The organism is Burkholderia sp. Bp8986, assembly GCF_003854225.1.
GTDB lineage: Bacteria > Pseudomonadota > Gammaproteobacteria > Burkholderiales > Burkholderiaceae > Burkholderia.
On record NZ_QTQM01000007.1, the window covers coordinates 1 to 21,818 of the forward strand.

Consider the following 21,818-nt stretch of genomic DNA (forward strand, 5'->3'; position numbering starts at 1 on the left):
GGCTTCGAGCCGGACCTGATCACGATGGCCAAGGGCCTGACCTCGGGTTACGTGCCGATGGGCGCGGTGGGCATCCATGAACGCGTCGCGCGCCCGATCATCGACAACGGCGAATTCAATCACGGGCTCACGTACTCGGGCCACCCGGTCGCGGCGGCGGTGGCGGTCGCGAACCTGAAGCTGCTGCGCGACGAAGGGATCGTCGAGCGCGTGAAGCACGACACGGGCCCGTACTTCCAGGCGCTGATGCGCGAAACCTTCGCGCGTCACCCGATCGTCGGCGAAGTGCACGGCCACGGGATGGTCGCGAGCCTGCAGCTCGCCGAGTCGCCGGCCGAACGCCGCCGCTTCGCGAACGGCGGCGAGGTCGGCACGATCTGCCGCGACTTCTGCTTCAACGGCAACCTGATCATGCGCGCGACCGGCGACCGGATGCTGCTGTCGCCGCCGCTCGTGATTTCGCGTCAGGAAATCGATGAACTCGTATCGAAGGCGAAGAAGGCCGTCGATGCGACCGCCCAGCAACTGGGCCTTTCGTAACGACTTTGCCTACAGGCGTGCGGCGGGTGCCGCGCGCCGCCATAACCCAGGGGAATTCCACCATGCGTGCCTGCTTTCTTCGCCAAGCCTGTTCCATCGCGGCCCTTGCCGCGGTGGCCGCGTTCACGTCGGTCGCCAGCCCGTCGGCGCATGCCGACGAGCTGAACGTCTACAACTGGTCCGACTACATCGCACCCGACACGATCCCGAACTTCCAGAAGCAGACGGGCATCCACGTCAAGTACGACAACTACGACAGCGACGACACGCTGCAGGCGAAGCTGCTGGCGGGCAGCTCGGGCTACGACATCGTCGTGCCGACCTCGAACTACATGGCCAAGCAGATCCAGGCCGGCGTGTACCAGAAGCTCGACAAGTCGAAGATCCCGAACCTCGCGAACCGCGACCCTCTGCTGATGAAGATGATCTCGGACGCCGATCCGGGCAACCAGTACGGCGTTCCCTGGGCCTACGGCACCGACGGCATCGGCTACAACGCGCAGGCGGTGAAGAAGGCGCTCGGCGACAAGGCGCCCGTCGACAGCTGGGCGCTGGTGTTCGACCCGGCCAACATGGAAAAGCTGAAGAGCTGCGGCGTGTCGTTCCTCGACCAGGCCGTCGACGTGTTCGCGGCCACGCTGCAGTACATGGGCAAGGATCCGAACAGCAAGAACCCCGGCGACTACCAGGCTGCGTTCGAAGTCCTGAAGAAAGTCCGCCCGTACATCACCCAGTTCAACTCGTCCGGCTACATCAACGACCTCGCGAACAACGACGTGTGCGTCGTGCTCGGCTGGTCGGGCGACGTCGGCATCGCGCACCGCCGCTCGTCGGAGGCGAAGCGCCCGTACGACATCAAGTTCTCGAACCCGAAGGAAGGCGGCCTGCTGTGGTTCGACGTGATGGTGATCCCGAAGGATGCACCGCACCCCGAGGCCGCGCTGAAGTGGATCAACTACGTGTCCGACCCGAAGGTCAACGCGGCGATCACCAACACGGTGTTCTACCCGACCGCGAACAAGGCCGCGCACCCGTTCGTCACGCCGGCCGTCGCGCAGGATCCGACCGTCTATCCGCCCGAGGACGTGCTGAAGAAGATGGTGCTGATGAAGCCGATGCCGGCCGACATCCTGCGCCTCGAGAACCGTCTGTGGGCGCAGCTGAAGACGGGCCACTGATCACGAACCATCACGGCGGCGCAGGCATCGGCTGAACGCCTGCCCGCCAGAGATCCGCGGACGCTTCGTCCGCCCGCGCGCATCGCGCGCTGTTCCATCCGGCACGAGCCGTTGTCCGCGAGTCGCGTTGTACGCCTCGCGCGGGAACGCTCACGCCTGCAATCCGTGAAGAACGAATGGTGACTCCCATGCAATCGATACCCTCTTCCGCTGCCGCACGCCACACCCAACCGGCCGCCGCGGCCCGCACGAAGAACGATGCGTTCGTGCGCATCGAAAACGTCGTGAAGAAGTTCGGCGACAGCACGGCCGTCGACAACGTGAACCTGACGATCGCGAAGAACGAGCTGTTCGCGCTGCTCGGCAGCTCCGGCTGCGGCAAGTCGACGCTGTTGCGCATGCTAGCCGGGCTCGAGACGGCGACCTCCGGCAAGATCTTCGTCGACGGCGAGGACCTCGCGTCGCTGCCGCCGTACCGCCGCCCGGTCAACATGATGTTCCAGTCGTATGCGCTGTTCCCGCACATGTCGGTCGAGTCGAACGTCGCGTTCGGGCTGAAGCAGGAAGGCACGCCGAAAAACGAGATCAAGGAACGCGTGGCCGACGCGCTCGCGCTGGTGCAGATGAGCAAGTACGCGAAGCGCAAGCCGCACCAGCTGTCCGGCGGCCAGCAGCAGCGCGTCGCGCTCGCGCGCTCGCTGGTGAAGCGCCCGAAGCTGCTGCTGCTCGACGAGCCGATGTCCGCGCTCGACAAGAAGATCCGCCAGAAGACCCAGCTCGAACTGGTGAACATCATCGAGAAGGTCGACGTGACCTGCGTGATGGTCACGCACGACCAGGAAGAGGCGATGACGATGGCGAGCCGCCTCGCGGTGATGAGCGAAGGCAAGATCGTGCAGATCGGCACGCCGGGCGAAGTGTACGAATACCCGAACAGCCGCTTCTCGGCCGAGTTCATCGGCTCGACGAACCTGTTCGAAGGCCGGGTGGTCGAGGACGAACCCGATCACATCTTCGTCGAAAGCGACGACCTCGAGGCACGCATGTACGTGAGCCACGGCGTGACCGGCCCGCTCGGGATGCCGGTCGGCATCTCGGTGCGGCCGGAGCGCGTGCACGTATCGCGCGAGAAGCCGGGCTCGCATCACAACTGGGCGCGCGGCGTGGTGACCGACATCGCGTACATGGGCGCCTACTCGCTGTATCACGTGCGTTTGCCGAGCGGCAAGACGGTCGTGTCGAACCTGTCGAGTTCGCACCTGATGCACGACAGCGCGCCGGCGTGGAACGACGACGTGTTCGTGTCGTGGTCGCCGGCCAGCGGCGTCGTGCTGACGCAGTGAGGACGACATGATGAGAACTTCCGCCTCCACTCCGTCCGCGCCGGTTTCGACCGGTGCCGCCGCAACGACACAGGCTTCGAAGCGCCGCAGCCGCTTCGCCGCGCTGTCGCGCTTCCTGCCGTCCGGCCGCGGCGTCGCGATCGGCGTGCCGTTCCTGTGGCTCGTGATCTTCTTCGCGCTGCCGTTCGTGCTGGTGTTCAAGATCAGCTTCGCCGACCAGGTGATGGGGATCCCGCCGTACACGTCGCTCGTCGAGATCAAGGACGGCGTCGTGCACTTCGCGCTGCAGCTGTCGCACTACGCATTCCTGCTGCAGGACGACCTGTACATCGCGACCTATCTCAGCTCGCTGAAGATGGCCGCCGTGTCGACGCTGCTGTGCCTGCTGATCGGATTCCCGATGGCGTACTACATCGCACGCTCGGAGCCGGGCCGCCGTAACGTGCTGATGATGGCCGTGATGCTGCCGTTCTGGACGTCGTTCCTGATCCGCGTGTACGCATGGATCGGAATCCTGAAGGATGACGGCCTCCTGAACCACACGCTGATCGCGCTCGGCATCATCCACACGCCGCTGCGCCTCTATCACAGCGACGCGGGCGTCTACATCGGGATGGTCTATTCGTACCTGCCGTTCATGGTGATGCCGCTCTACGCGCACCTCGTGAAGATGGACCTCACGCTGCTCGAGGCCGCCTACGACCTCGGCGCGAAGCCGTGGGTCGCGTTCACGCGCATCACGCTGCCGCTGTCGAAGAACGGGATCATCGCCGGCAGCCTGCTGGTGTTCATCCCGGCAGTCGGCGAGTACGTGATTCCGGAACTGCTCGGCGGCGCCGACACGCTGATGATCGGCCGCGTGATGTGGGATGAATTCTTCAACAACATGGACTGGCCGATGGCGTCCGCGGTGACGGTCGCGATGGTGCTGCTGTTACTGGTGCCGATGGCGCTGTTCCAGTACTACCAGGTCAAGGAACTGGAGGAAGCGAAATGATCAAGCCGAGCAAACCGCTGTCGACGGGCGTCCTCGCCTTCGGCTTCCTGTTCCTGTACATCCCGATCATCAGCCTGGTCGTGTACTCGTTCAACGAGTCGAAACTGGTGACGGTGTGGTCGGGCTTCTCGCTGAAGTGGTACGCGGCGCTGTGGCAGGACGACGAGCTGCTCACCGCCGCGTGGCTGTCGCTGAAGATCGGCCTCCTGACGGCCACCGCGTCGGTCGTGATCGGCACGTGGGCGGGCTTCGTGCTCGCGCGCTTCGGCCGCTTCAAGGGCTTCACGCTGTACACGGGGATGATCAACGCGCCGCTGGTGATTCCGGAGGTGATCCAGGGGATCTCGCTGCTGCTGCTGTTCGTTGCGCTGGAGCAGATGTTCGGCTGGCCGAAGGGCCGCGGGATGGTGACGATCTGGATCGGCCACGTGATGCTGTGCGTGTCGTACGTGGCGATCATCGTGCAGTCGCGCGTGAAGGAGATGAACAAGTCGCTGGAGGAAGCCGCGCTCGACCTGGGTGCGACGCCGCTGAAGGTGTTCTTCGTGGTGACGTTGCCGCTGATCTCGCAGGCGCTGCTGTCGGGCTGGCTGCTGTCGTTCACGCTGTCGATCGACGACCTGGTGCTGTCGGCGTTCCTGTCGGGGCCGGGCTCGACCACGCTGCCGCTGGTGGTGTTCTCGCGCGTGCGGCTCGGGCTGAACCCGGAAATGAACGCACTGGCGACGCTGTTCATCACCGCGGTGACGATCGGTGTGATCGTCGTGAACCAGATGATGATCGCGCGCGAACGGCGCCGGGTGGCCGACATGAAGGCGGCGTTCGCGGCGGCCTGACGCCCTGCTTCCCTTTTCATCGATAACAAGACCCGCGCGCCGCGAGAAGCGGCGCGCGGGCCGATCACAGATTGACCAAGCGCACGACAAGGAGAATCCGCAATGAAGAAGAAACTGATCTGCCTGCTGGTGGCCGGCGCGTTGCCCGGCATCGCGCTGGCCGACTCGACCTCCGCCGAAATCAAGGCACTGCAGGCGCAGGTCGCCGCGCTGCAGAAGCAGATGAAGGCCATGCAGGCGCAACTCGCCGCGAAGCCGGGCGGCACCCCGGTCGCGCAGGCCGGCGCGACGATCGCGGCTAAGCCGGTGATCGTGGCCGCCGACCCGTCTTCGCCGGACTACGGCAAGGCTCAAGCCACGCTGACCAACGACGAAGTCAGTGAAATGAAGCAGCAGATCGCGAACCAGCAGCTGAAGGTCGACTCGCTGACGGACGCGGCCAACACCGGGCCGCTCGCGGGCCTGTCGGTCACCGGCTACATCGACCCGACCTACATCTACAACCGCGCGGCCGGCACGTCGTCGTTCCTGTTCGCGAACCACGAGAACGCGTACAACTACTTCAACAGCACGTTCGGCGATCTCTACCTCGACATCAAGAAGACCTTCGGCGTCGGCCCGATGGCGCCGTCGGCGGAAATCACGCTGATGCCGAACCGCGGCAACGGCATCACGCTGCTGCAGAACTCGCGCGGCTCGATCACCGACAACCTGCTGAACACCGCGGTCGTCAACGTGCCGATCACCGCCGAGACGACGCTGGTCGCCGGCTTGATCCCGAGCTTCGGCGGCTACGAGGTGCAGCAGTCGAACCAGATGCTCACGCTCACGCACAACCTGCTGTACGATTTCTCGGATCCGGGCAGCTACGTCGGTGTCGGCGCGAACTACACGAAGGGCGCCTGGGCGTGGAAGTTCTTCCTCGGCAACGAGCAGTACCGCACGTACGGTTCGGTCACGCAGACGGGCACCAACGCGCTCGGCGACCCGATCTCCACCAGCAACAAGGTGCCGACCTTCACCGCGCGCGCGGACTACACGTGGTCGAGCGCGCTCGACATCGGCGGTTCGTTCAACATCGGGCGGCAGACGCTGGCGAGCGCGATCGACGACCAGGGCAACGTCCACTACGGCCCGGGCGGCGCGGCGCCGAGCGCCTACGGCTCGTTCTTCTTCGGCGAACTCGACGCAACCTACACGCTCGCCGACATTCAGTACAACGCCGAAGTCGACTACGGCCGACAGCAGCATGCGGCGTTCAACGGCGGGCTCGCGCAGTGGTACGGCCTGTCGCTGCTCGCGCACCGCAAGTTCAACGCGCCGGTGGTCGGCCGCATGGGCGTGACGCTGCGCTACGACCTGCTCGCCAACTCGAAGAACGGCGGCGGCGGCGGCGGTATCGCGCTGAACGGCAACGGGATGGATCCGAGCAACGGCTTCGGCGTCGACGCGGACTGTCTCGCGCAGTCGAAGGCCGGCGGCGGCCTGGGCTTCGAGTGCAAGGGCGCGGTGCGCCAGGACGTCGCACTCGACCTGCTGTTCTATCCGACCCAGCAGATCACCGTGAAGGTCGAATACCGGCACGACTGGGCGAACAACAAGGTGTTCCTGCGCAACGACGGTTCGTACGGCAAGTCCAACGACCTGCTCGCGACGCAGTTCATCTATTCGTTCTGATGCGGGCCGCGCGGGACGCCCTGCCGCGCGCATGGCGTCCCGCATCGTTTCACCCGGCCGGATCGCGGTGCGTCGCGCACCGGCGCCGGCCGTCTTCGACGGAGTCGGTTTGATGACGCAGTCTTTCACCCGCCGCGCCGACGCGCTCGCGCGCGACTCGTACTACGAAGCAACCGCCACGCGCCCCGTGGCCGACGACCCCGTGCTCGAGGAAGCGATCGACGTCGACGTGTGCGTGATCGGCGCGGGCTTCGCGGGCCTGTCGACGGCGCTCGATTGCCGTGCGCGCGGGCTGTCGGTCGCCGTGATCGATGCGCATCGGCCCGGCTGGGGCGCATCGGGCCGCAACGGCGGACAGGCGATCACGGGTTTCGCGAAAGACGAGGTGATCGAGAAGCAGCTCGCCGCCGCCGGTGCGCGTGCCGCGTGGTCGCTGTCGCTCGACGGCGTCGCGCTGATCGCCGAGCGGATCGCGCGCCATGGAATCGACTGCGACTTCACGCGCGGCTACCTGACGGTCGCGACGAAGCCGCGCCGCATCGGCGACCTGCGCGCCTGGATGGATGCCGCGAGTTCGCGCTGGGGCCATCCGTCGCTGTCGTGGCTCGACACCGACGCGATCCGCGCGCGCATCGCGTCGCCGCGCTATCTGGCGGGCGTCTACGATCCGCTGTCGGGCCACCTGCATCCGCTCAAGTATTGCCTCGGCCTCGCCGAGGCGGCGCGCCGCGAAGGCGTCGCGCTCCACGCGCACACGCCCGCGCTCGACGTCGTGCGCGGCGCCCGGCCGGTCGTGCGCACGCCGTCGGGCGAGGTGCGCTGCCGCTTCGTCGTGTCGTGCTGCAACGCGGGCCCCGGCGGCATCCTGCCGGCCGCGACCGCCGCGCGCATCGCGCCGGTCGCGTCGTACATCATCGCAACTGAACCGCTCGGCCGCGCGCGCGCCGACGCGCTGATCGCGCAGCGCGAAGCCGTGTGCGACAACAACTTCTTCCTCGACTACTTCCGGCTGTCGGCCGACCACCGGATGCTGTTCGGCGGTCGTGCGAACTCCGCGGGCGCGTCGCCCGACACGCTCGCCGACACGATCCGGCAGCGCATGGTCGGCGTGTTCCCGCAGCTCGCCGACGTGCGCGTCGACCACGCGTGGGGCGGCTTCGTCGACGTCACGCGCAACCGCGCGCCGGATTTCGGCGCGCTCGATCCGAACTTCTTCTACGTCCAGGGCTTCAGCGGGCACGGCGTCGCGCTGACCGGCATCGCCGGACGTGCGATCGCCGGCGCGATCGCGGGCGACACGCGCGCGTTCGACCTGTTCGCACAGCTGCGCCACCGGCGCTTTCCCGGCGGCGACGCATGGCGGCAGCCCGCGCTCGAACTCGGGATGCTGTATCACCGCGTGCGCGAGCTGTTCTGAACCCCCTTCATTCGTTTTCCTGAACATGCAGACATTCGCCAACCAGCCGCACGTCGCGTCGTACTACGCGGCGACCGCCAACGATACGACCCGCCACGCGCCGCTCGCCGGCGCGACCGACGCCGACGTGTGCGTGATCGGCGCGGGCCTCACCGGCTTGTCCGCCGCGCTCAACCTCGCCGAGCGCGGCCATTCGGTGACCGTGCTCGAGGCGTCGCGGGTCGGATGGGCAGCGAGCGGGCGCAACGGCGGCCAGTTGATCGGCGGCTTTGCATGCGACATCGACACGTTCGGCAACTTCATGCCGGAAGGCGACGTGAAGCGGATCTGGGACATGGGGCTCGAAACGCTGTCGCTCGTGAAGTCGCGCATCGCGAAGCACGACATCGACTGCGCGCTCGTGCCCGGCTACCTGACCGCCGCGAACACCGAGCGCGACGCGGATGCGCTGAAACGCTGGCGCGACGAGGCCGCGAAGCGCTTCGGCCACGAACGGTTCCATTTCGTCGAAGCGGACGAACTCGGCGACTACGTGCAATCGGCGCGCTATCGCGGCGGCCTGTACGACCCCGACAGCGGCCACCTGCATCCGCTGAACTACACGCTCGGGCTCGCGCGCGCGGCCGCCGACGCGGGCGTGCGGATCCACGAGGACAGCTGCGTGACGCGCGTGCGCGACGTGTCGGGCGGCCACGTCGTCGAGACCGGCCAGGGGCAGGTGCGCGCGCGCTTCGTGGTGCTCGCGTGCAACACGTACGTCGGCACGCTCGCGCCCGCGCTGTCGAAGAAGATCATGCCGGTCGGCACCTACGTGATCGCGACCGAGCCGCTCGGCGCGGCGCGCGCCGCCGCGCTGATGCCCGCGCGCGCGGCGATCTGCGACAGCCGCTTCGTGCTCGACTATTTCCGGCCGGCGCCCGACACGCGGCTCGTGTGGGGCGGCAAGGTCAGCTATTCGACGCGGCCGCCGCGCAATCTCGCCGACGCGATGCGCGCGGACATGCTGAAGACGTTCCCGCAGCTCGCGGACGTGAAGATCGACTACGCATGGGGCGGCTTCGTCGACATCACGATGAACCGCGCGCCGCACTTCGGGCGCGTCGCGCCGACGCTGTATTTCGCGCAGGGTTTCTCGGGGCACGGCGTGAACACGACCGCGCTCGCGGGCAAGCTGATCGCCGAGGCGATCGACGGCCAGGCGAGCCGCTTCGACCTGTTCGACAAGATCCGGCATCGCGACTTCCCCGGCGGCGCGACGCTGCGCACGCCGGCGCTGGTGCTCGCGATGAGCTGGTACCGGCTGCTCGACGCGTTCGGCATGCATTGAGCGGCGGCGCACGACACGACCCACGCGGACGTACCGGCCACGCAAAACGGCCGCGCAAGCGCGGCCGTTTCATCGAATCTCGCGGCTTCGGCACGGCAGGCAGGCGACCTTGCCTGCCCGACGCGCCGAAGCCGTGGTCCGCGCGCCGGTCAGTCGGTCCCGTACTTCGGCGAACGCGGCCCGTACAGCAGCCCGTTCGGCGGCCCGGCGGACAGCAGCCTGCTGCTGGTCAAACCGGCCACATCGTGCGCTTCGTCGGTCAGCGAATGCGCGACCTGCTTGACGGCCGCCTGCACCAGCATCCCGACGACCCCGAACGCGTTGACGCTCATGTTGTTGCCGACTTCCTTGCCGGTCGCACGGCCCTCGCCCTGCCACAGCACGTCGCCGGTCTTCAGGTCGACGAGCTTCGCCGACGCCGCGACCACCGTCGTGCTGTCCACCACCTGGTAGACGGAGCCGTATTGCGTGATCTTCGCGTACAGCGCGGCGTCCGCACCGAAGATTTCGCGCAGCTTCGCCGGCGACGTGCCCTGGATTTCCGCGGCGTTCGTGAGGCCGTTCTGCTTGAACGTCTCGTCCATCACCGCGACCGGCACCACGTAGTAGCCCGACTCGGCCAGCGGCTGCGTCATCTGCGACAGCACACCGTAGGTCGCGCCGACATCGGTCGTCTCGTTGAGCGGCGGCAGCACGAGGATCGAGCGCGGCTGGCTCTTCTTGAAGGCCGTGTAGTCGGGGCGTTTGACGGGCTGCGCGCACGCGCTCAACAGCGCGACGATCGACAGCACGGACAGCAGCTTGAATGAAAGTGTCTTGATCATGGCAGGCACGTCACTGTTTGGCGGGAGTCGGATCGGCATTCTTCTGGCCGGCGATCGTCTGGCCGGCGGCCGACGGATTCGCGGCCTTCGCGGCCTTCGCGTCGCCGGCTTTCTTCTTCATCAGGAAATCCATGAACGACGCGGATTCCGGAAAGAGCGCCTTCTCGGCCTGGAATTCCTGCGCGGCCTGCTGTTCGCTGCCGACGCTCGCGTAGAGCATCCCGAGATGCGCATGGAAGCCCGGCGGCGGCGTCTTGCCCTTCGCGCGAATCTCCTGCAGCGCCTTTTCGAGCGCGTCGATCTGCTCCTGCGGGGACTTCTGCCCCTTGAAGTATTCGTACACCTGCGGCTGATAGCCGTTCCATTGATAGAGCGGCGGCGTGGTCGGCGCCGCGCAGCCCGCGAGCAGCATGACGGCCGCCGTCGCCGGCAGCCAGATTCCCCGTTTCATGGTCTTGTCTCTTCTGGTTGGTGAATGATTCGTCGCCCCGTACTGCGCACGGCGCCTATTGCGGTGCCTTCAGCGTGCCGGCGTCGACCTGGTCGACGAGATGATTCACGGCTTCCTGGATCGCGAGGTCCAGCACCTTGCCGTTGAGCGTCGAGTCGTAACCGGCCGTGCCGCCGAAGCCGATCACTTCGCGGTTCGACAGGCTGAACTCGCCCGCGCCCTGGCTCGACGCGACGACTTCCGACGTCGTCGTGTCGACGATGTTCAGGTTGACCTTCGCATACGCGACCTGCGTCTTGCCGCGGCCGAGAATACCGAACAGCTGGTGATCGCCGACGTCCTTGCGGCCGAACTCGGTCACGTCGCCGGTCACGACGTAGTTCGCGCCCTTCACCGCCTGCGCCTTCTTCATGAAGCCGGCTTCCTGCTTGATCTCGTCGAGGTTCTCGCGATCGAGCACGTTGAAACGGCGGCTCTGCTGCAGGCGCGTGACGAGGATCGTCTTCGCCTGTCCGCCGAGGCGGTCGATGCCGTCCGAGAAGATGCCGCGCATGTAGCTCGAGCGGTTGTCGAACTTGCCGACCGCGATCGCGACGGGCTTGCCCGCATACGGTTTCTGCGCGCTGCTCACGGCCGGCACGTCGAGCGTGCGCGACGATTCGGTCGCGCAGCCGGACAGCGCCGCGACGAGCGCCGCCGCCACGAGAACGGTGCGTCGTGTCTGAATGTTCACTGCGGGTCTCCTTACGTGAAAAGATTGCCCGGAACGGGCTCGCCGGCTTGCCGACAAACCGGCGGTCGATGCGATGATCGAAGCGGCCGGGGCGCGCATCGGCGCGCGCGCGACTTCATCGCCCGGACGGCGATGGAGATGGCGGCATGCGAAGGGAAAGTGCACGCAACGGACGTGTTGCGGCGAGACGCGAACGCGCGGCGCATGGATCGACGACCCCGCTTGCGCCGGCTACCGCGTGATTCTGGTTACTGCGCTGTTGATCGCGCATGATCGGCCCCGTATATGATTTTGGCCGATCATACCAAGTCTGATTGTCGAGACGGGATTTCTTTAGAAGAATTGACGATCTTTACAAATCGCCGCGGATCCGTGGTGCGTCACACGCCAGCGGAGCGTGTGCGGGACGCCCGCGCCGGCCCGCGAGCCGGCGCGCCGCTGGCGGTCAGTCGGCCACCTTCTGCCGCATCGTCACGAACTCCTCGGCCGCGGTGGGGTGAATGCCGATCGTATCGTCGAATTGCGCCTTCGTCGCGCCCGCGCGAATCGCGATCGCGATGCCCTGGATGATCTCGCCCGCGTCGCGGCCGACCATGTGCGCGCCGATCACGCGCTGGCTGTCGCGCGCGACCACCAGCTTCATCAGCGTGCGCTCGTTGCGGCCCGACAGCGTGTGGCGCAGCGCCTTGAAGGACGTGCGGTAGATGTCGACTTCACCGTGCACGCGACGCGCATCGGCCTCGGTCAGGCCGACCGTCGCGACCTCCGGCTGGCTGAACACGGCCGACGGGACGTAATCGTGATCGGCCGCGACGCGTGCGCCGCCGAACAGCGTGCGCGCGAGCAGCGCGCCGTCGCGCGTCGCCACCGGCGTGAGCTGCGGCCGCGACGTGACGTCGCCGAGCGCATGGATCGAAGGCACCGACGTCGCCGAATACGCATCGACCGCGATCGCGCCGCGCGCGTCGAGCATGACGCCCGCGCGCTCGAGGCCGAGCCCTTCGACGTTCGGCACGCGGCCGGTCGCATAGAGCACCGCGTCGTACGGCCCGTGCTGCGCGTCGCCGACCTGCACGGAGAGCGTGCCGTCGTCCGCGCGCGCGATCGATTCGACCACCGCGCGCGCGTGGATCGCGACGCCCTGCTTCGTCATTTCGTCGGTGAGGAACTGGCGCACGTCGTCGTCGAAGCCGCGCAGGATCTTCTCGCCGCGATAGAACAGATCGACCTGGCTGCCGAAGCCGTTGAAGATGCCGGCGAACTCGACCGCGATATAGCCGCCGCCGACCACCGCGATGCGCTTGGGGCACGCCGGGAGCGACAGCGCCTCGCGCGACGTGATCGCATGCTCGATGCCGGGACGGTGCGGCAGCGCCGGCCGCGAGCCGGTCGCGATCGCGATGTGGCGCGCGCGGATGGTGCGCTCGCCGATCGCGACCGTATGCGCGTCGACGAGGGTCGCGCGTCCTGCGTGCATCGCGACGCCGGATTGCCGCAGCAGGTCGATGTAGATGTCGCTGAGCCGGTTGATCTCGCGATCCTTCGCGGCGATCAGCGCGGACCAGTCGAGCGTGCCGGCGCCGAAGGTCCAGCCGAAGCCCTTCGCATCCTCGAGTTCGTGCGGATAGTGCGATGCGTAGACGAGCAGCTTCTTCGGGATGCAGCCGCGCAGCACGCAGGTGCCGCCGATCTGCTCCTGTTCCGCTATGCCGACGCGCGCGCCGTATGACGCCGCCATCCGGGCGAGCCTCACGCCGCCGGAGCCGGCCCCGATGACGAACAGGTCGTAGTCGAAATCCATCGCAAGCCCTCATCGCAGTTCGGATGACGGCACGATAGCAAGATTCGGGAATTCGTGCGGAACGTGGCGCCGCAGGACGCGCGCGCCATAAAAAACGGCGAGAGACGTTGCCTCTCGCCGGTCAAACCGGCTGCCGGGTGTGCCATGCGTCACCGATCGACCACATGCCCGGCCTGCCGGCCGCGCGGCACCGGTCCGCCCGGATGCGCGAACGGCGCACCCGCGGCGGGACCAGCCGCCTTGCTCAGGCCTGCGACGTGTCGCTGCCGTCCGTCGCCTGCGTATCGTCTGCCTGCTGCGGCTGCTCTTCCTTCTTCTCGAGCATGCCTTCGATCGCCTCGGCGCCCTTGAAGCCGGCGACGGCCGCCGCCGCCTTGGTCAGCAGGCCCGCATCCGGATCGAGCTTCTCCGCCGCCTCGACGGCTGCCACTGCGCCAGCGATTTCACCCACGGTGTTCAGGATACCCATCGTCATCCCCTTTCAAGAAATTCGTGAGCGCATCGTCCCACGAAAAAAAACCGGCGGACCGTGTTTGTCATCACCGGATACACAAGTTACGCGCCAGGCCGGCCGCACGCGAAACGCGCGCCGGAACGACGCCCGCGCGTGCGTTGCGGCACGCGGCGGACCCTGCACGCAGCGTAGCGGAATCGCTTCGCGCGCACTGTCAAAGTATGTTCTGGAATGCCGACGGAACCCTTACGGGCGGCGTGTTCCCGATGGAGCAATCGCTGAATGGTCGTCTGCGCGCAGGAAGGCGCGTGGCGAAAAAAAAGAGGCTCCTTCCTGGAGCCTCTTCGATGCGCGCCGAACCGGGGCCGGCGCACGCGTTGACGATTTTCGTCAGAAGATATTGCGCAGGCCGATCGCGATGCCGGTCTGGTTGCTGCGACCCGGCAGCTCGACGTTCGCCGCGCCGTTCGTCTTGTTGAAGTCGACCGTGCCGTAGACTTCCGTGCGCTTGCTGAGCGCGTATTCGGCGATGCCGACGATCGCGTAGCGGTTGCCGCTCGCGAGCGTGCCGTTCGCGGTCATCGCGTTGCGCATGTGGTCGTAGTAGAACGCGCCCGTCAGCGTCAGCGGCGTGCTGACCTGCCAGCTCACGCCCGCGAACGGACCGTCGTCGATCCGGCCCGTGCCCTTCGCGACCGGAATCGACTGCTGCGCGAGCAGGCTGTCGACGAAACCGGTGTCGTCCTTCGAGCGCAGGTAGCCCGCATAGATCTTCGCCTTGCTGAACGCATACACGACGTTCGCGTGGTAGATCGTCTGCTTGCGTGCGGAGTTGTCGCTGTTCTGCTGCGCGCCGGCCGCGATGCTGAGCGGACCCGTCACGTACGACAGCGACACGCCCCATGCGTTGCCCTTGCCGAGCGAGCCCGGGATCTGGCCCGAGAAGCCGCCGGCGCCGGTCGATTCGTAGTTGGTGCCCGTCGAGTACATCGCCTTCGCGGTCAGGCCCGCGAACGTGCCCGTGTACTTGATCTGGTTGTCCGCATACAGGCCGCCACCGAGTGCGACCGGCAGCCATGCATTTTCGAGGTAGTTGCCGACCGTCAGCGGATCGTAGGTGTCCGACAGCAGGTCGAACAGCGGCGTCTTCTGGCGGCCGAGGGTCACCGTGCCGTACGGGCTGTCCAGGCCGACGTATGCCGCACGGTTGAACAGGCGGCCGCTGTCGGCGAATGCGCCGTTCTGCAGGTTCACGCCGCTTTCGAGCTTGAACACGGCCTTCAGGCCGCTGCCGAGGTCTTCCGTGCCGTAGATGCCGAAGCGGCTGTTGGTGATCGCGCCGTTGGACATCGACAACAGGCCGTCGTTCTTGGCATTCGCGTTGGTCAGGTAGCGAACGCTGACGTCGGCGACGCCCCACAGCGTGACCGAGCTTTGTGCTGCTGCGTACTGGCTGGCGAAGGCCAGCACTGCGCCCCCTGCGATGGCTGCGAGCCGGGTGGTCTGCTTCATGAGCTTTCCTTTTTGTAGGTGTCTCCATTCATGGCCGGCCGCGTGCGCAGCCGGGTGGCGATCGCGGACGCTCATGGCGCGCGCGATGTGGGCTGAATCATAAGACCAGTGCGCACGCCGAAAGAAATTGAAACGCGCGGTCGCGCGCGATTGTCGCCCTGGAACAACGTTTCCCGCGCCGGGCTTGCCTGTCGCGCGACGGATGCGGGTCGCGGCGATGGCGGGACGAAGGCCGGCGCTGTAAGGCGCGGCCGGAGCAACCGGTTTGCGCTGGGGCTGCGTGGCGGAGGGTGGCGCGATGAGCCGGTGATTCGGCCGCGCGGCGGACCGGCGGGCCGCATGCCGGCGGCCCTGCGCGCGTCAGGCCGGCCGCGGCGTTCCGCCGTCGGGGTTGCTGCCGTTACTGCCGTTGCTGCCGCGAACTTCGGCGCCCCCGTTGCCGGCCGCCCCATCGCCACTGTCACGCCCACCGCCCGCGCGCCGCCGCGCCCGCCGCACGATCTCCGCGAACGCACCGGCGAGCAGCAACACGGCGGCCCACAGCGCGACGTCCGGCACGAGCCGCGTCACGACGCCGCCGACCACCGCGCCGGCCAGGAAGCAGAAGCTGATCGTCGCGAGCAGCGCCGAATCGTGCAGCGCGCCCGCGTCGTAACGGGGAATCAGCCCGACGAACAGCTTCTGCGCGGCGCGCCGCAGGTTGCCGGTCGTCATCACCGACGTGTACGACAGTTCCTCGAGATGAGTAAACGACAGCGTCTGCAGCGTCGCGACGAACGAGATCCCGGGAATCAGCCACGCGCTCGACGCGCCGACGAGCCCGCTCGCGGCGACGCCGAGAAACGCGATCTCGACGATCAGGCTCGCGAACGCGGTGTGCCGCATCCAGCCGCGCTGCGCGGCGAGACCGAGCAGGTGCGCGACGAACACCGCGACCACGAAACCGCCGAGCGGCGGCACGTGATGCAGCGCGGCCGCCCATTCGCCGGCCGACACGTTGATGCCGAGCAGCGCGACGTTGCCGGTCATCGTGTTCGCGAACACGTGGCCGTGACCGACGTATGTGTACGCGTCGAGATAGCCGCCGGACAGCGTGAGCAGCGCGGCGACGGTGAGATTGCGGCTGGCGCCGTCGAGATCCATCAGGCCTCCCGTGAAGAGTCGCGCCAGTATCGCGCACGGGAGGCCGGTTGTGCGCCGCTCACTGGCCGATGCCGGTGAGCCCGATCAGCGCGCCGGCCGCGAGCAGCCACAGCGGATGGATGCGCGTGCGCCACGCGAGCACCGCGCATGCGGCGGTGATGCCCCACTGGATCGCGGTGCGGTTCGACGCTTCCGAGATCAGCACCGCACTGGCCGCGACCAGCCCGGCCGTGACCGGCATCAGCCCCTGTTGCACGTAGCGGCGCCACGGCCGGTCGCGAAAGCGTTCCCACGCGTGCAGCGCGAGCACCGTGACGATCGACGACGGCCCGAACTTCGCGATCGATGCGACCAGCAGCCCGGCCCAGCCGGCCACATGCCAGCCGACCAGCGGCACGATCATCATGTTCGGCCCCGGCGCGGCCTGCGCGAGCGCGAACAGCGCGGTGAACGCGTGCGCGCTCATCCAGTGGTGCACGTCGACGACCTGCCGCTGCATCTCCGGCAGGATCGTATTGCCGCCGCCGAATGCGAGCAGCGACAGCTGGCTGAAGATCGTCGCGATCGCGATCAGCGTGTCGCTCATGACCGGCCTCCGTCGCGCAAGGCGGCGCGCTGCGGTGCCGGCGTCTCGCGACGCCGCGACGCGAGCCAGATGCTCACGGGCGTCAGCACCAGCATCGCGCTCAGGAGCGGGATGCGCAGCACCGCGATCGCGGCGAACGCGAGGGCCGCGATGCCCGCAGCCGTGCGCGGCGCGTGCAGCAGCGGCTTCGCGACCTTCACGGCCATCGCGACGAGCAGGCCCGCTGCCGCGGCGGCGAGCCCGCCGAACAGGTGCTGCACGCGCGGATCGCCCTGCGTCTTCGCATACAGCACACCGAGCCCGACGACCACGAGCGTCGGGCCCGCGATCAGCCCGAGAATGCCGGCGAACGCGCCCGCGACGCCGCGAAAGCGCATGCCGACGGCGACCGACAGGTTGATCACGTTGCCGCCCGGCAGGAACTGGCACAGCCCGAGCAGATCGGTGAATTCGTCGGCGGTGAGCCATTTGCGGTCGTCGACGATCGTGCGCCGCGCGAACGGCAGCGCGCCGCCGAACGACATCAGGCCGAGCGACAGGAAGCCGGTGAACAGCTCGGCGAGGCCGACACGGCGTGGAGGCGCGGCAGGCGACGGAGAAACGGATTGCATGGGGCTCCTCATCAAACGATGCCCCGAGGTTACCGCCGTGCGGCACGCCGGCAAAACGATTTTATCGGCGCGTCCTTGTGATCTAGAATCACAAGCATGGCACGCGATCTCCCGCCCTTTTCCGCGCTTCGGGCCTTTGAAGCAGCGGCACGACATGAAAGCTTCAGCGCCGCCGGCGACGAGCTGCATGTGACTCATGGTGCCATCAGCCGGCAGATCGCCGGGTTCGAGGCGTGGCTCGGCAAGCCGGTGTTCCACCGCTACGGCAAGCGCGTGAAGCTCACCGACGAAGGCCGCCGCTATCTGGATACCGTCCGCGCCGCGTTCGACAGCATCGCGCTCGCCACCGAGCAGCTGCGCAACACCGGGGCCGCGCGCGTGCTGCGCATCAATGCGCTGCCGACCTTCGCGATGAAATGGCTGCTGCCGCGCCTGTCGCGGTTCCAGCGCGACGTGCCGAACGTCGAGCTGAAGCTGTCCACGTCGAACGCGCCGCTCGATGCGCTCGACGGTTTCGACGTCGCGATCCGCCGCGGCCCCGGCCACTGGCCGAACTGCACGAGCGGCCACTTCCTCGACGAAAGCGTGATTCCGGTCTGCAGCCCCGCGCTGCTCAAGCGCGCGCCGATCACCCGCGCGGACGATCTCGCGCGGCACGTGCTGCTGCATTCGGACACGCGGCCGGAAGGCTGGCGCGACTGGTTCGCGGCGGCCGGCGTGACGATGAAGGGGCGCAAGCGGCAGTCGTTCGACCACTTCTACCTGGCGCTGCAGGCGGCCGTCGACGGGCTGGGCGTCGCGCTCGGCCCGCTGCCGCTGATCGACGACGAGCTCGCGAGCGGGCGTCTGGTGATGCCGCTCGACGGGCCGCGCATCGCGACACGCAGCTACTGGTGGATCGCGCCGGGCACGCCGGCCGACGATCCGCTGGTCGCGCAGTTCTGTGCGTGGCTGGAAGCGCTGGGGAATGCGAACGGATGACGCGCGCCGCGTCGCCGATACCCGATCAAAACGACGCGGCGTGCCACCTCACGTCCCCGTCCGCGTTGCAGGAATGAAACCGATCCGCGCGCAACGCCCGCGATTCCCCTGCGGAATCGATGTCGCGCGCCCCCTGCGTTTCCCCGTCGCTCCCGCCACCGGACGTCAGGCTTGGCATGCGGCCGACCGGCCCACCGCCGCGCATTTCAGCGCTGAAACATTTTCGCGTGCGCCGCCTTGCACCGGCGTCACGCGGCCCCCGCCGAGCCCCCGTTTGCGCGGAAGTCGGCGTGCTGGCCCGTTGCTTGCTGAGGGAGCCGTGCAGACCACGAAACCTGCACGGGCGAACGACCCGATGCAGGTGACAAACATTCATCCAGCGGGTCGGGGGAAATCATGTCGAAACTCATATCGGCCGTCACACGGTTGCTGTCCTGCATCACTGCTGCTGTTGCGCATCCGCTGATGCCGACGGCACGACTTCGCACCGTCGAGATCCGCTGTGCCAACACGGTCCACGCCAGCACACGACGTCACGACACCGTGATCCGGTAATCGAAATCCGCAGCCCGCGCGCTACGACGACCATGCGCGCCGTTCGCGCGGGCATTGCCGCCGGCGCCGCGGCTCACACCACCGGCCCCGGCTCCTTTTCCTTGCGCAGGATCGCGTACAGGATGATCGCGCCGAACGTCGCGGTGCCGATCCCGCCGAGCCCGAAGCCGCCGATCTTCAGCGAGAAGTCGCCGGCGCCGAGCACCAGCGTGACGGCCGCGACGATCAGGTTGCGGTTGTCGGAGAAGTCGACCTTGTTGACGACCCAGATCCGCGCGCCCGTCACCGCGATCAGCCCGAACACGACGATCGACACGCCGCCGAGCACCGGGCCCGGAATCGTCTGGATCACCGCGCCGAACTTCGGCGAGAAGCCCAGCCCGATCGCGATCAGCGCGGCGACCGCGAACACGAGCGTCGAATAGATCCGCGTGACGGCCATCACGCCGATGTTCTCCGCATAGGTGGTCACGCCGGTGCCGCCGACGCTGCCCGACACGATCGTCGCGAGCCCGTCGCCGATGAACGCGCGGCCGACGTAGCGGTCGAGGTTGGTGCCCGTCATCGCGCTGACGGCCTTGATGTGGCCGAGGTTCTCCGCGACCAGGATCACCGCGACCGGCGCGAGCATCAGCATCGCGTGCGGATCGAACACCGGCGCGCGGAAGCTCGGCACGCCGAACCACGCGGCATGCGCGACGATCGAGAAATCGACCGGCTTGCCGAGGCCCATCCCGTTGGTCGCGATCGCATAGATCACGTAGGCGATCACCAGCCCGACGAGGATCAGCAGGCGCTGCATCATCCCGCGCGCGAACACCGCGACGCCGCCGACGCACAGCACCGTGACGAGCGCCATCACCGAGTCGAAGGTCGATGCCGACACGCCCTTGACCGCGATCGGCGCGAGGTTCAGCCCGATCACCGCGACCACCGCGCCGGTGACGACGGGCGGCATCAGCGTCTCGATCCAGCGCGTGCCGATGGCCTGCACCAGCGCGCCGAGCGCGACGTACACGACGCCGCACGCGACGATCCCGCCGAGCGCGACCGGGATGTTCGGGTTCGGGCCGCTGCCGCCGTAGCCCGTCACCGCGATCACGAGGCCGATGAACGCGAAGCTCGAGCCGAGGTAGCTCGGCACGCGGCCGCCGACCAGCACGAAGAACAGCAGCGTGCCGATACCCGACATGAAGATGCACAGGTTCGGGTCGAAGCCCATCAGCAGCGGTGCGAGCACGGTCGAGCCGAACATCGCGACGACGTGCTGCACGCCCATCGCGACCATCTGCGGCCACGCGAGGCGTTCGTCGGGGCCGACCACGCGCGAGACCGCGCCGGTCGGTTGCACCCGCCAGCGCGGGAAGTAGGAATCGGACATGGGGAAAAGGGCTCCTGTCGAACGCCGGCTGCGGGACGGTGCGCCGGTCTGGAATCTGGCGCGAGTTTACGGAGCGGAAATGGGGCTGGCAAGCGCGAACCGCCGGGGCGGCGGGCGTGCCTGCCGGGCGGGCATCGGAGCGGCGCGACCGCATCGGCGGCGGCCGGCCGGCGCACCGCGCGATGTAAGCGGGCGCTCACATCGCAGCGGACGCGACGCGGATCACGGATTGATGTACTGGAACAGCGACATGTTCTGCAGCTGCGCGTAAGCCTTCTGCGCGCCGCTCAGCGCGTTCTGCACCTGCAGGTACTGGCTGATGGTCGTGACCATGTTGGCGCTCGTCAGGTCCGACAGGTTGCTGGTCGTCTGCAGCGCCGCGGTCTGGTTGACGGTCTGCATCGCCTTGACCTCCTGCTCGCGGCCGCCGACCGAAGCCAGCACGGTCGTGACGTTGCGCATCGAGTTGCCGATCTTCGTCGCGGCCGTGCTCAGCGTGTTCGACAGCGCGGCGGTCGCCGTCGGATTGCCGGCGACGGGCGTCTTCAACGCCGTGATCATCGAATCGAGCGTCGAGAACACGTCGACCCCGCTCGCCTGCGGCGCGGGCGTGACCGAAAAGGTGTCGGTGGGCGACGGCGTGCCCGACACGGCGACCTTCATCCCGTTGCCGAGCGCGATCGCGGTGCCCGACGTATAGGCCTGCGCGGGCCCGGGAGTCGGGGGTGAAATCGAGTTGTCGGTCACCGTGTAGGTCGGCGCGGCCGCGGTGCCGCCGAAGGTGATCGTGAACTGATGGCCGTTGGTCGCAGCCGACGGATCCGTCACCGTGACGTTGCCGATGGTGGCCGTGCCGGTGTTGGCCGCGCCGGCCGCCTGGACGGGCGAGTTGCCCAGCGCCTGCACCGACATGAACACCGAGAGGCCCGAGTCGCCCTGCGGCACGCTGCGCGAATCGTCGATCTGCACGGTGCGCGTGCCCGTATCGCCGACATAGCTGATGCTGCCGGCGGCGTCCTTCGTGAACGGCGCCGTCGAATTCTGGTAGCCGGCGAACAGGTAGTTGCCCGCGCCGTCGGTCGAGTTCGCGAGCGACACCAGTTGGTCGCGGTAGCCTTCGAGCTGCGCCGCGAGCGCCGCGCGATCGCTGTCGGCGAGCGAGCCGTCGCCGGCGCGCACGATCAACGACTTGACGCTGCCGAGTACGTTGCCGACGCTCTGCAGCGTCTGGTCCTCGGCCTGCAGCGACGCGAGCGCCGTGCTCTGGTTCGCCGCGTACTGCGACAGCGTGGCCGACGTCATCGACAGCTGCACGGCCTGCGCCGCGCCCAACGGGTTGTCGGCCGGCGTCGACAGGCTCACGCCGCTCGAGATCTGCTGGTAGAGCTGCGCGAGCTGGGCCTGCTGATCGTTCATCTGGCCGACGTTCAGCTGGTAGAACTGGGTCGTGGAAATCCGCATCGTTTCTATC

The 21,818-nt window shown here is 67.8% G+C and carries 20 protein-coding genes; 9 read left to right on the forward strand and 11 right to left on the reverse strand.

Features of this window, described 5'->3' with window-relative positions; translation table 11 throughout:
* From DID99_RS09275 to DID99_RS09310, 8 genes are all read left to right on the forward strand, one after another.
* The coding region (locus DID99_RS09275; RefSeq protein ID WP_124666536.1) for an aminotransferase class III-fold pyridoxal phosphate-dependent enzyme at positions 1-540 on the forward strand (540 nt) is incomplete at its 5' end.
* A 62-nt stretch (positions 541-602) separates the two neighbouring features.
* Positions 603-1,718, forward strand: a complete 1,116-nt coding sequence (locus tag DID99_RS09280; protein WP_124666537.1) for a polyamine ABC transporter substrate-binding protein — start codon at positions 603-605, stop codon at positions 1,716-1,718.
* A 188-nt stretch (positions 1,719-1,906) separates the two neighbouring features.
* Entirely contained in the window at positions 1,907-3,061 is a 1,155-nt protein-coding gene (locus DID99_RS09285; protein ID WP_124486635.1) for an ABC transporter ATP-binding protein, read from the forward strand.
* Between the two features lie 10 nt (positions 3,062-3,071).
* Positions 3,072-4,058 carry an ABC transporter permease subunit gene (locus tag DID99_RS09290; protein ID WP_044847898.1) on the forward strand — a complete coding sequence of 329 codons (987 nt, stop codon included), beginning with the start codon at positions 3,072-3,074 and terminating at the stop codon, positions 4,056-4,058.
* Positions 4,055-4,894, forward strand: coding sequence for an ABC transporter permease subunit (locus DID99_RS09295; protein ID WP_044847895.1), 840 nt, complete (start codon positions 4,055-4,057; stop codon positions 4,892-4,894). The genes DID99_RS09290 and DID99_RS09295 overlap by 4 nt, the downstream gene beginning before the upstream one ends.
* 102 nt (positions 4,895-4,996) lie before the next feature.
* Positions 4,997-6,571 carry a DUF3138 family protein gene (locus tag DID99_RS09300; protein ID WP_124520515.1) on the forward strand — a complete coding sequence of 525 codons (1,575 nt, stop codon included), beginning with the start codon at positions 4,997-4,999 and terminating at the stop codon, positions 6,569-6,571.
* 112 nt (positions 6,572-6,683) lie between these two features.
* On the forward strand, positions 6,684-7,988 hold the full coding sequence (locus DID99_RS09305; RefSeq protein WP_124666538.1) for an FAD-binding oxidoreductase: 1,305 nt from the start codon (positions 6,684-6,686) through the stop codon (positions 7,986-7,988).
* A 25-nt stretch (positions 7,989-8,013) separates the two neighbouring features.
* On the forward strand, positions 8,014-9,315 hold the full coding sequence (locus tag DID99_RS09310) for an FAD-binding oxidoreductase (protein ID WP_124666539.1): 1,302 nt from the start codon (positions 8,014-8,016) through the stop codon (positions 9,313-9,315).
* 149 nt (positions 9,316-9,464) lie between these two features.
* Here the strand turns inward: DID99_RS09310 and DID99_RS09315 are convergent, their stop codons facing one another.
* From DID99_RS09315 to DID99_RS09355, 9 genes are all read right to left on the reverse strand, one after another.
* Positions 9,465-10,139: a DUF799 domain-containing protein gene (locus DID99_RS09315; protein ID WP_044847891.1), complete on the reverse strand. Its 675-nt coding sequence runs from the start codon at positions 10,137-10,139 to the stop codon at positions 9,465-9,467.
* A 10-nt stretch (positions 10,140-10,149) separates the two neighbouring features.
* Complete coding sequence (locus DID99_RS09320; RefSeq protein WP_124520518.1) at positions 10,150-10,590, reverse strand: DUF4810 domain-containing protein; 441 nt, start codon at positions 10,588-10,590, stop codon at positions 10,150-10,152.
* A gap of 55 nt (positions 10,591-10,645) precedes the next feature.
* The gene (locus DID99_RS09325; RefSeq protein ID WP_185500359.1) at positions 10,646-11,317 is read right to left on the reverse strand and encodes a CsgG/HfaB family protein; all 672 of its coding nucleotides are present in this window, start codon (positions 11,315-11,317) and stop codon (positions 10,646-10,648) included.
* Between the two features lie 451 nt (positions 11,318-11,768).
* Positions 11,769-13,124, reverse strand: coding sequence for a glutathione-disulfide reductase (gene gor, locus DID99_RS09330; protein ID WP_124666540.1), 1,356 nt, complete (start codon positions 13,122-13,124; stop codon positions 11,769-11,771).
* Positions 13,125-13,368: 244 nt separating this feature from the next.
* Positions 13,369-13,593, reverse strand: a complete 225-nt coding sequence (locus DID99_RS09335) for a hypothetical protein (protein ID WP_121861342.1) — start codon at positions 13,591-13,593, stop codon at positions 13,369-13,371.
* 375 nt (positions 13,594-13,968) lie between these two features.
* Entirely contained in the window at positions 13,969-15,090 is a 1,122-nt protein-coding gene (locus DID99_RS09340; RefSeq protein ID WP_044847888.1) for a porin, read from the reverse strand.
* Between the two features lie 360 nt (positions 15,091-15,450).
* The gene (locus DID99_RS09345) at positions 15,451-16,233 is read right to left on the reverse strand and encodes a YoaK family protein (RefSeq protein WP_124570725.1); all 783 of its coding nucleotides are present in this window, start codon (positions 16,231-16,233) and stop codon (positions 15,451-15,453) included.
* 58 nt (positions 16,234-16,291) lie between these two features.
* Positions 16,292-16,819, reverse strand: a complete 528-nt coding sequence (locus DID99_RS09350; RefSeq protein WP_124666541.1) for a chromate transporter — start codon at positions 16,817-16,819, stop codon at positions 16,292-16,294.
* Entirely contained in the window at positions 16,816-17,430 is a 615-nt protein-coding gene (locus DID99_RS09355) for a chromate transporter (protein ID WP_124666542.1), read from the reverse strand. Before DID99_RS09355 ends, DID99_RS09350 begins: the two co-directional genes overlap by 4 nt.
* A gap of 96 nt (positions 17,431-17,526) precedes the next feature.
* Between DID99_RS09355 and DID99_RS09360 the strand changes: the two genes are divergently transcribed.
* Positions 17,527-18,411, forward strand: a complete 885-nt coding sequence (locus DID99_RS09360) for a transcriptional regulator GcvA (protein ID WP_124486642.1) — start codon at positions 17,527-17,529, stop codon at positions 18,409-18,411.
* 628 nt (positions 18,412-19,039) lie between these two features.
* Here DID99_RS09360 and DID99_RS09365 read toward each other — a convergent pair.
* Complete coding sequence (locus DID99_RS09365; RefSeq protein WP_124570728.1) at positions 19,040-20,347, reverse strand: solute carrier family 23 protein; 1,308 nt, start codon at positions 20,345-20,347, stop codon at positions 19,040-19,042.
* Between the two features lie 222 nt (positions 20,348-20,569).
* Positions 20,570-21,808, reverse strand: a complete 1,239-nt coding sequence (gene flgL, locus DID99_RS09370; RefSeq protein WP_124666543.1) for a flagellar hook-associated protein FlgL — start codon at positions 21,806-21,808, stop codon at positions 20,570-20,572.
* Positions 21,809-21,818 lie beyond the last annotated feature (10 nt).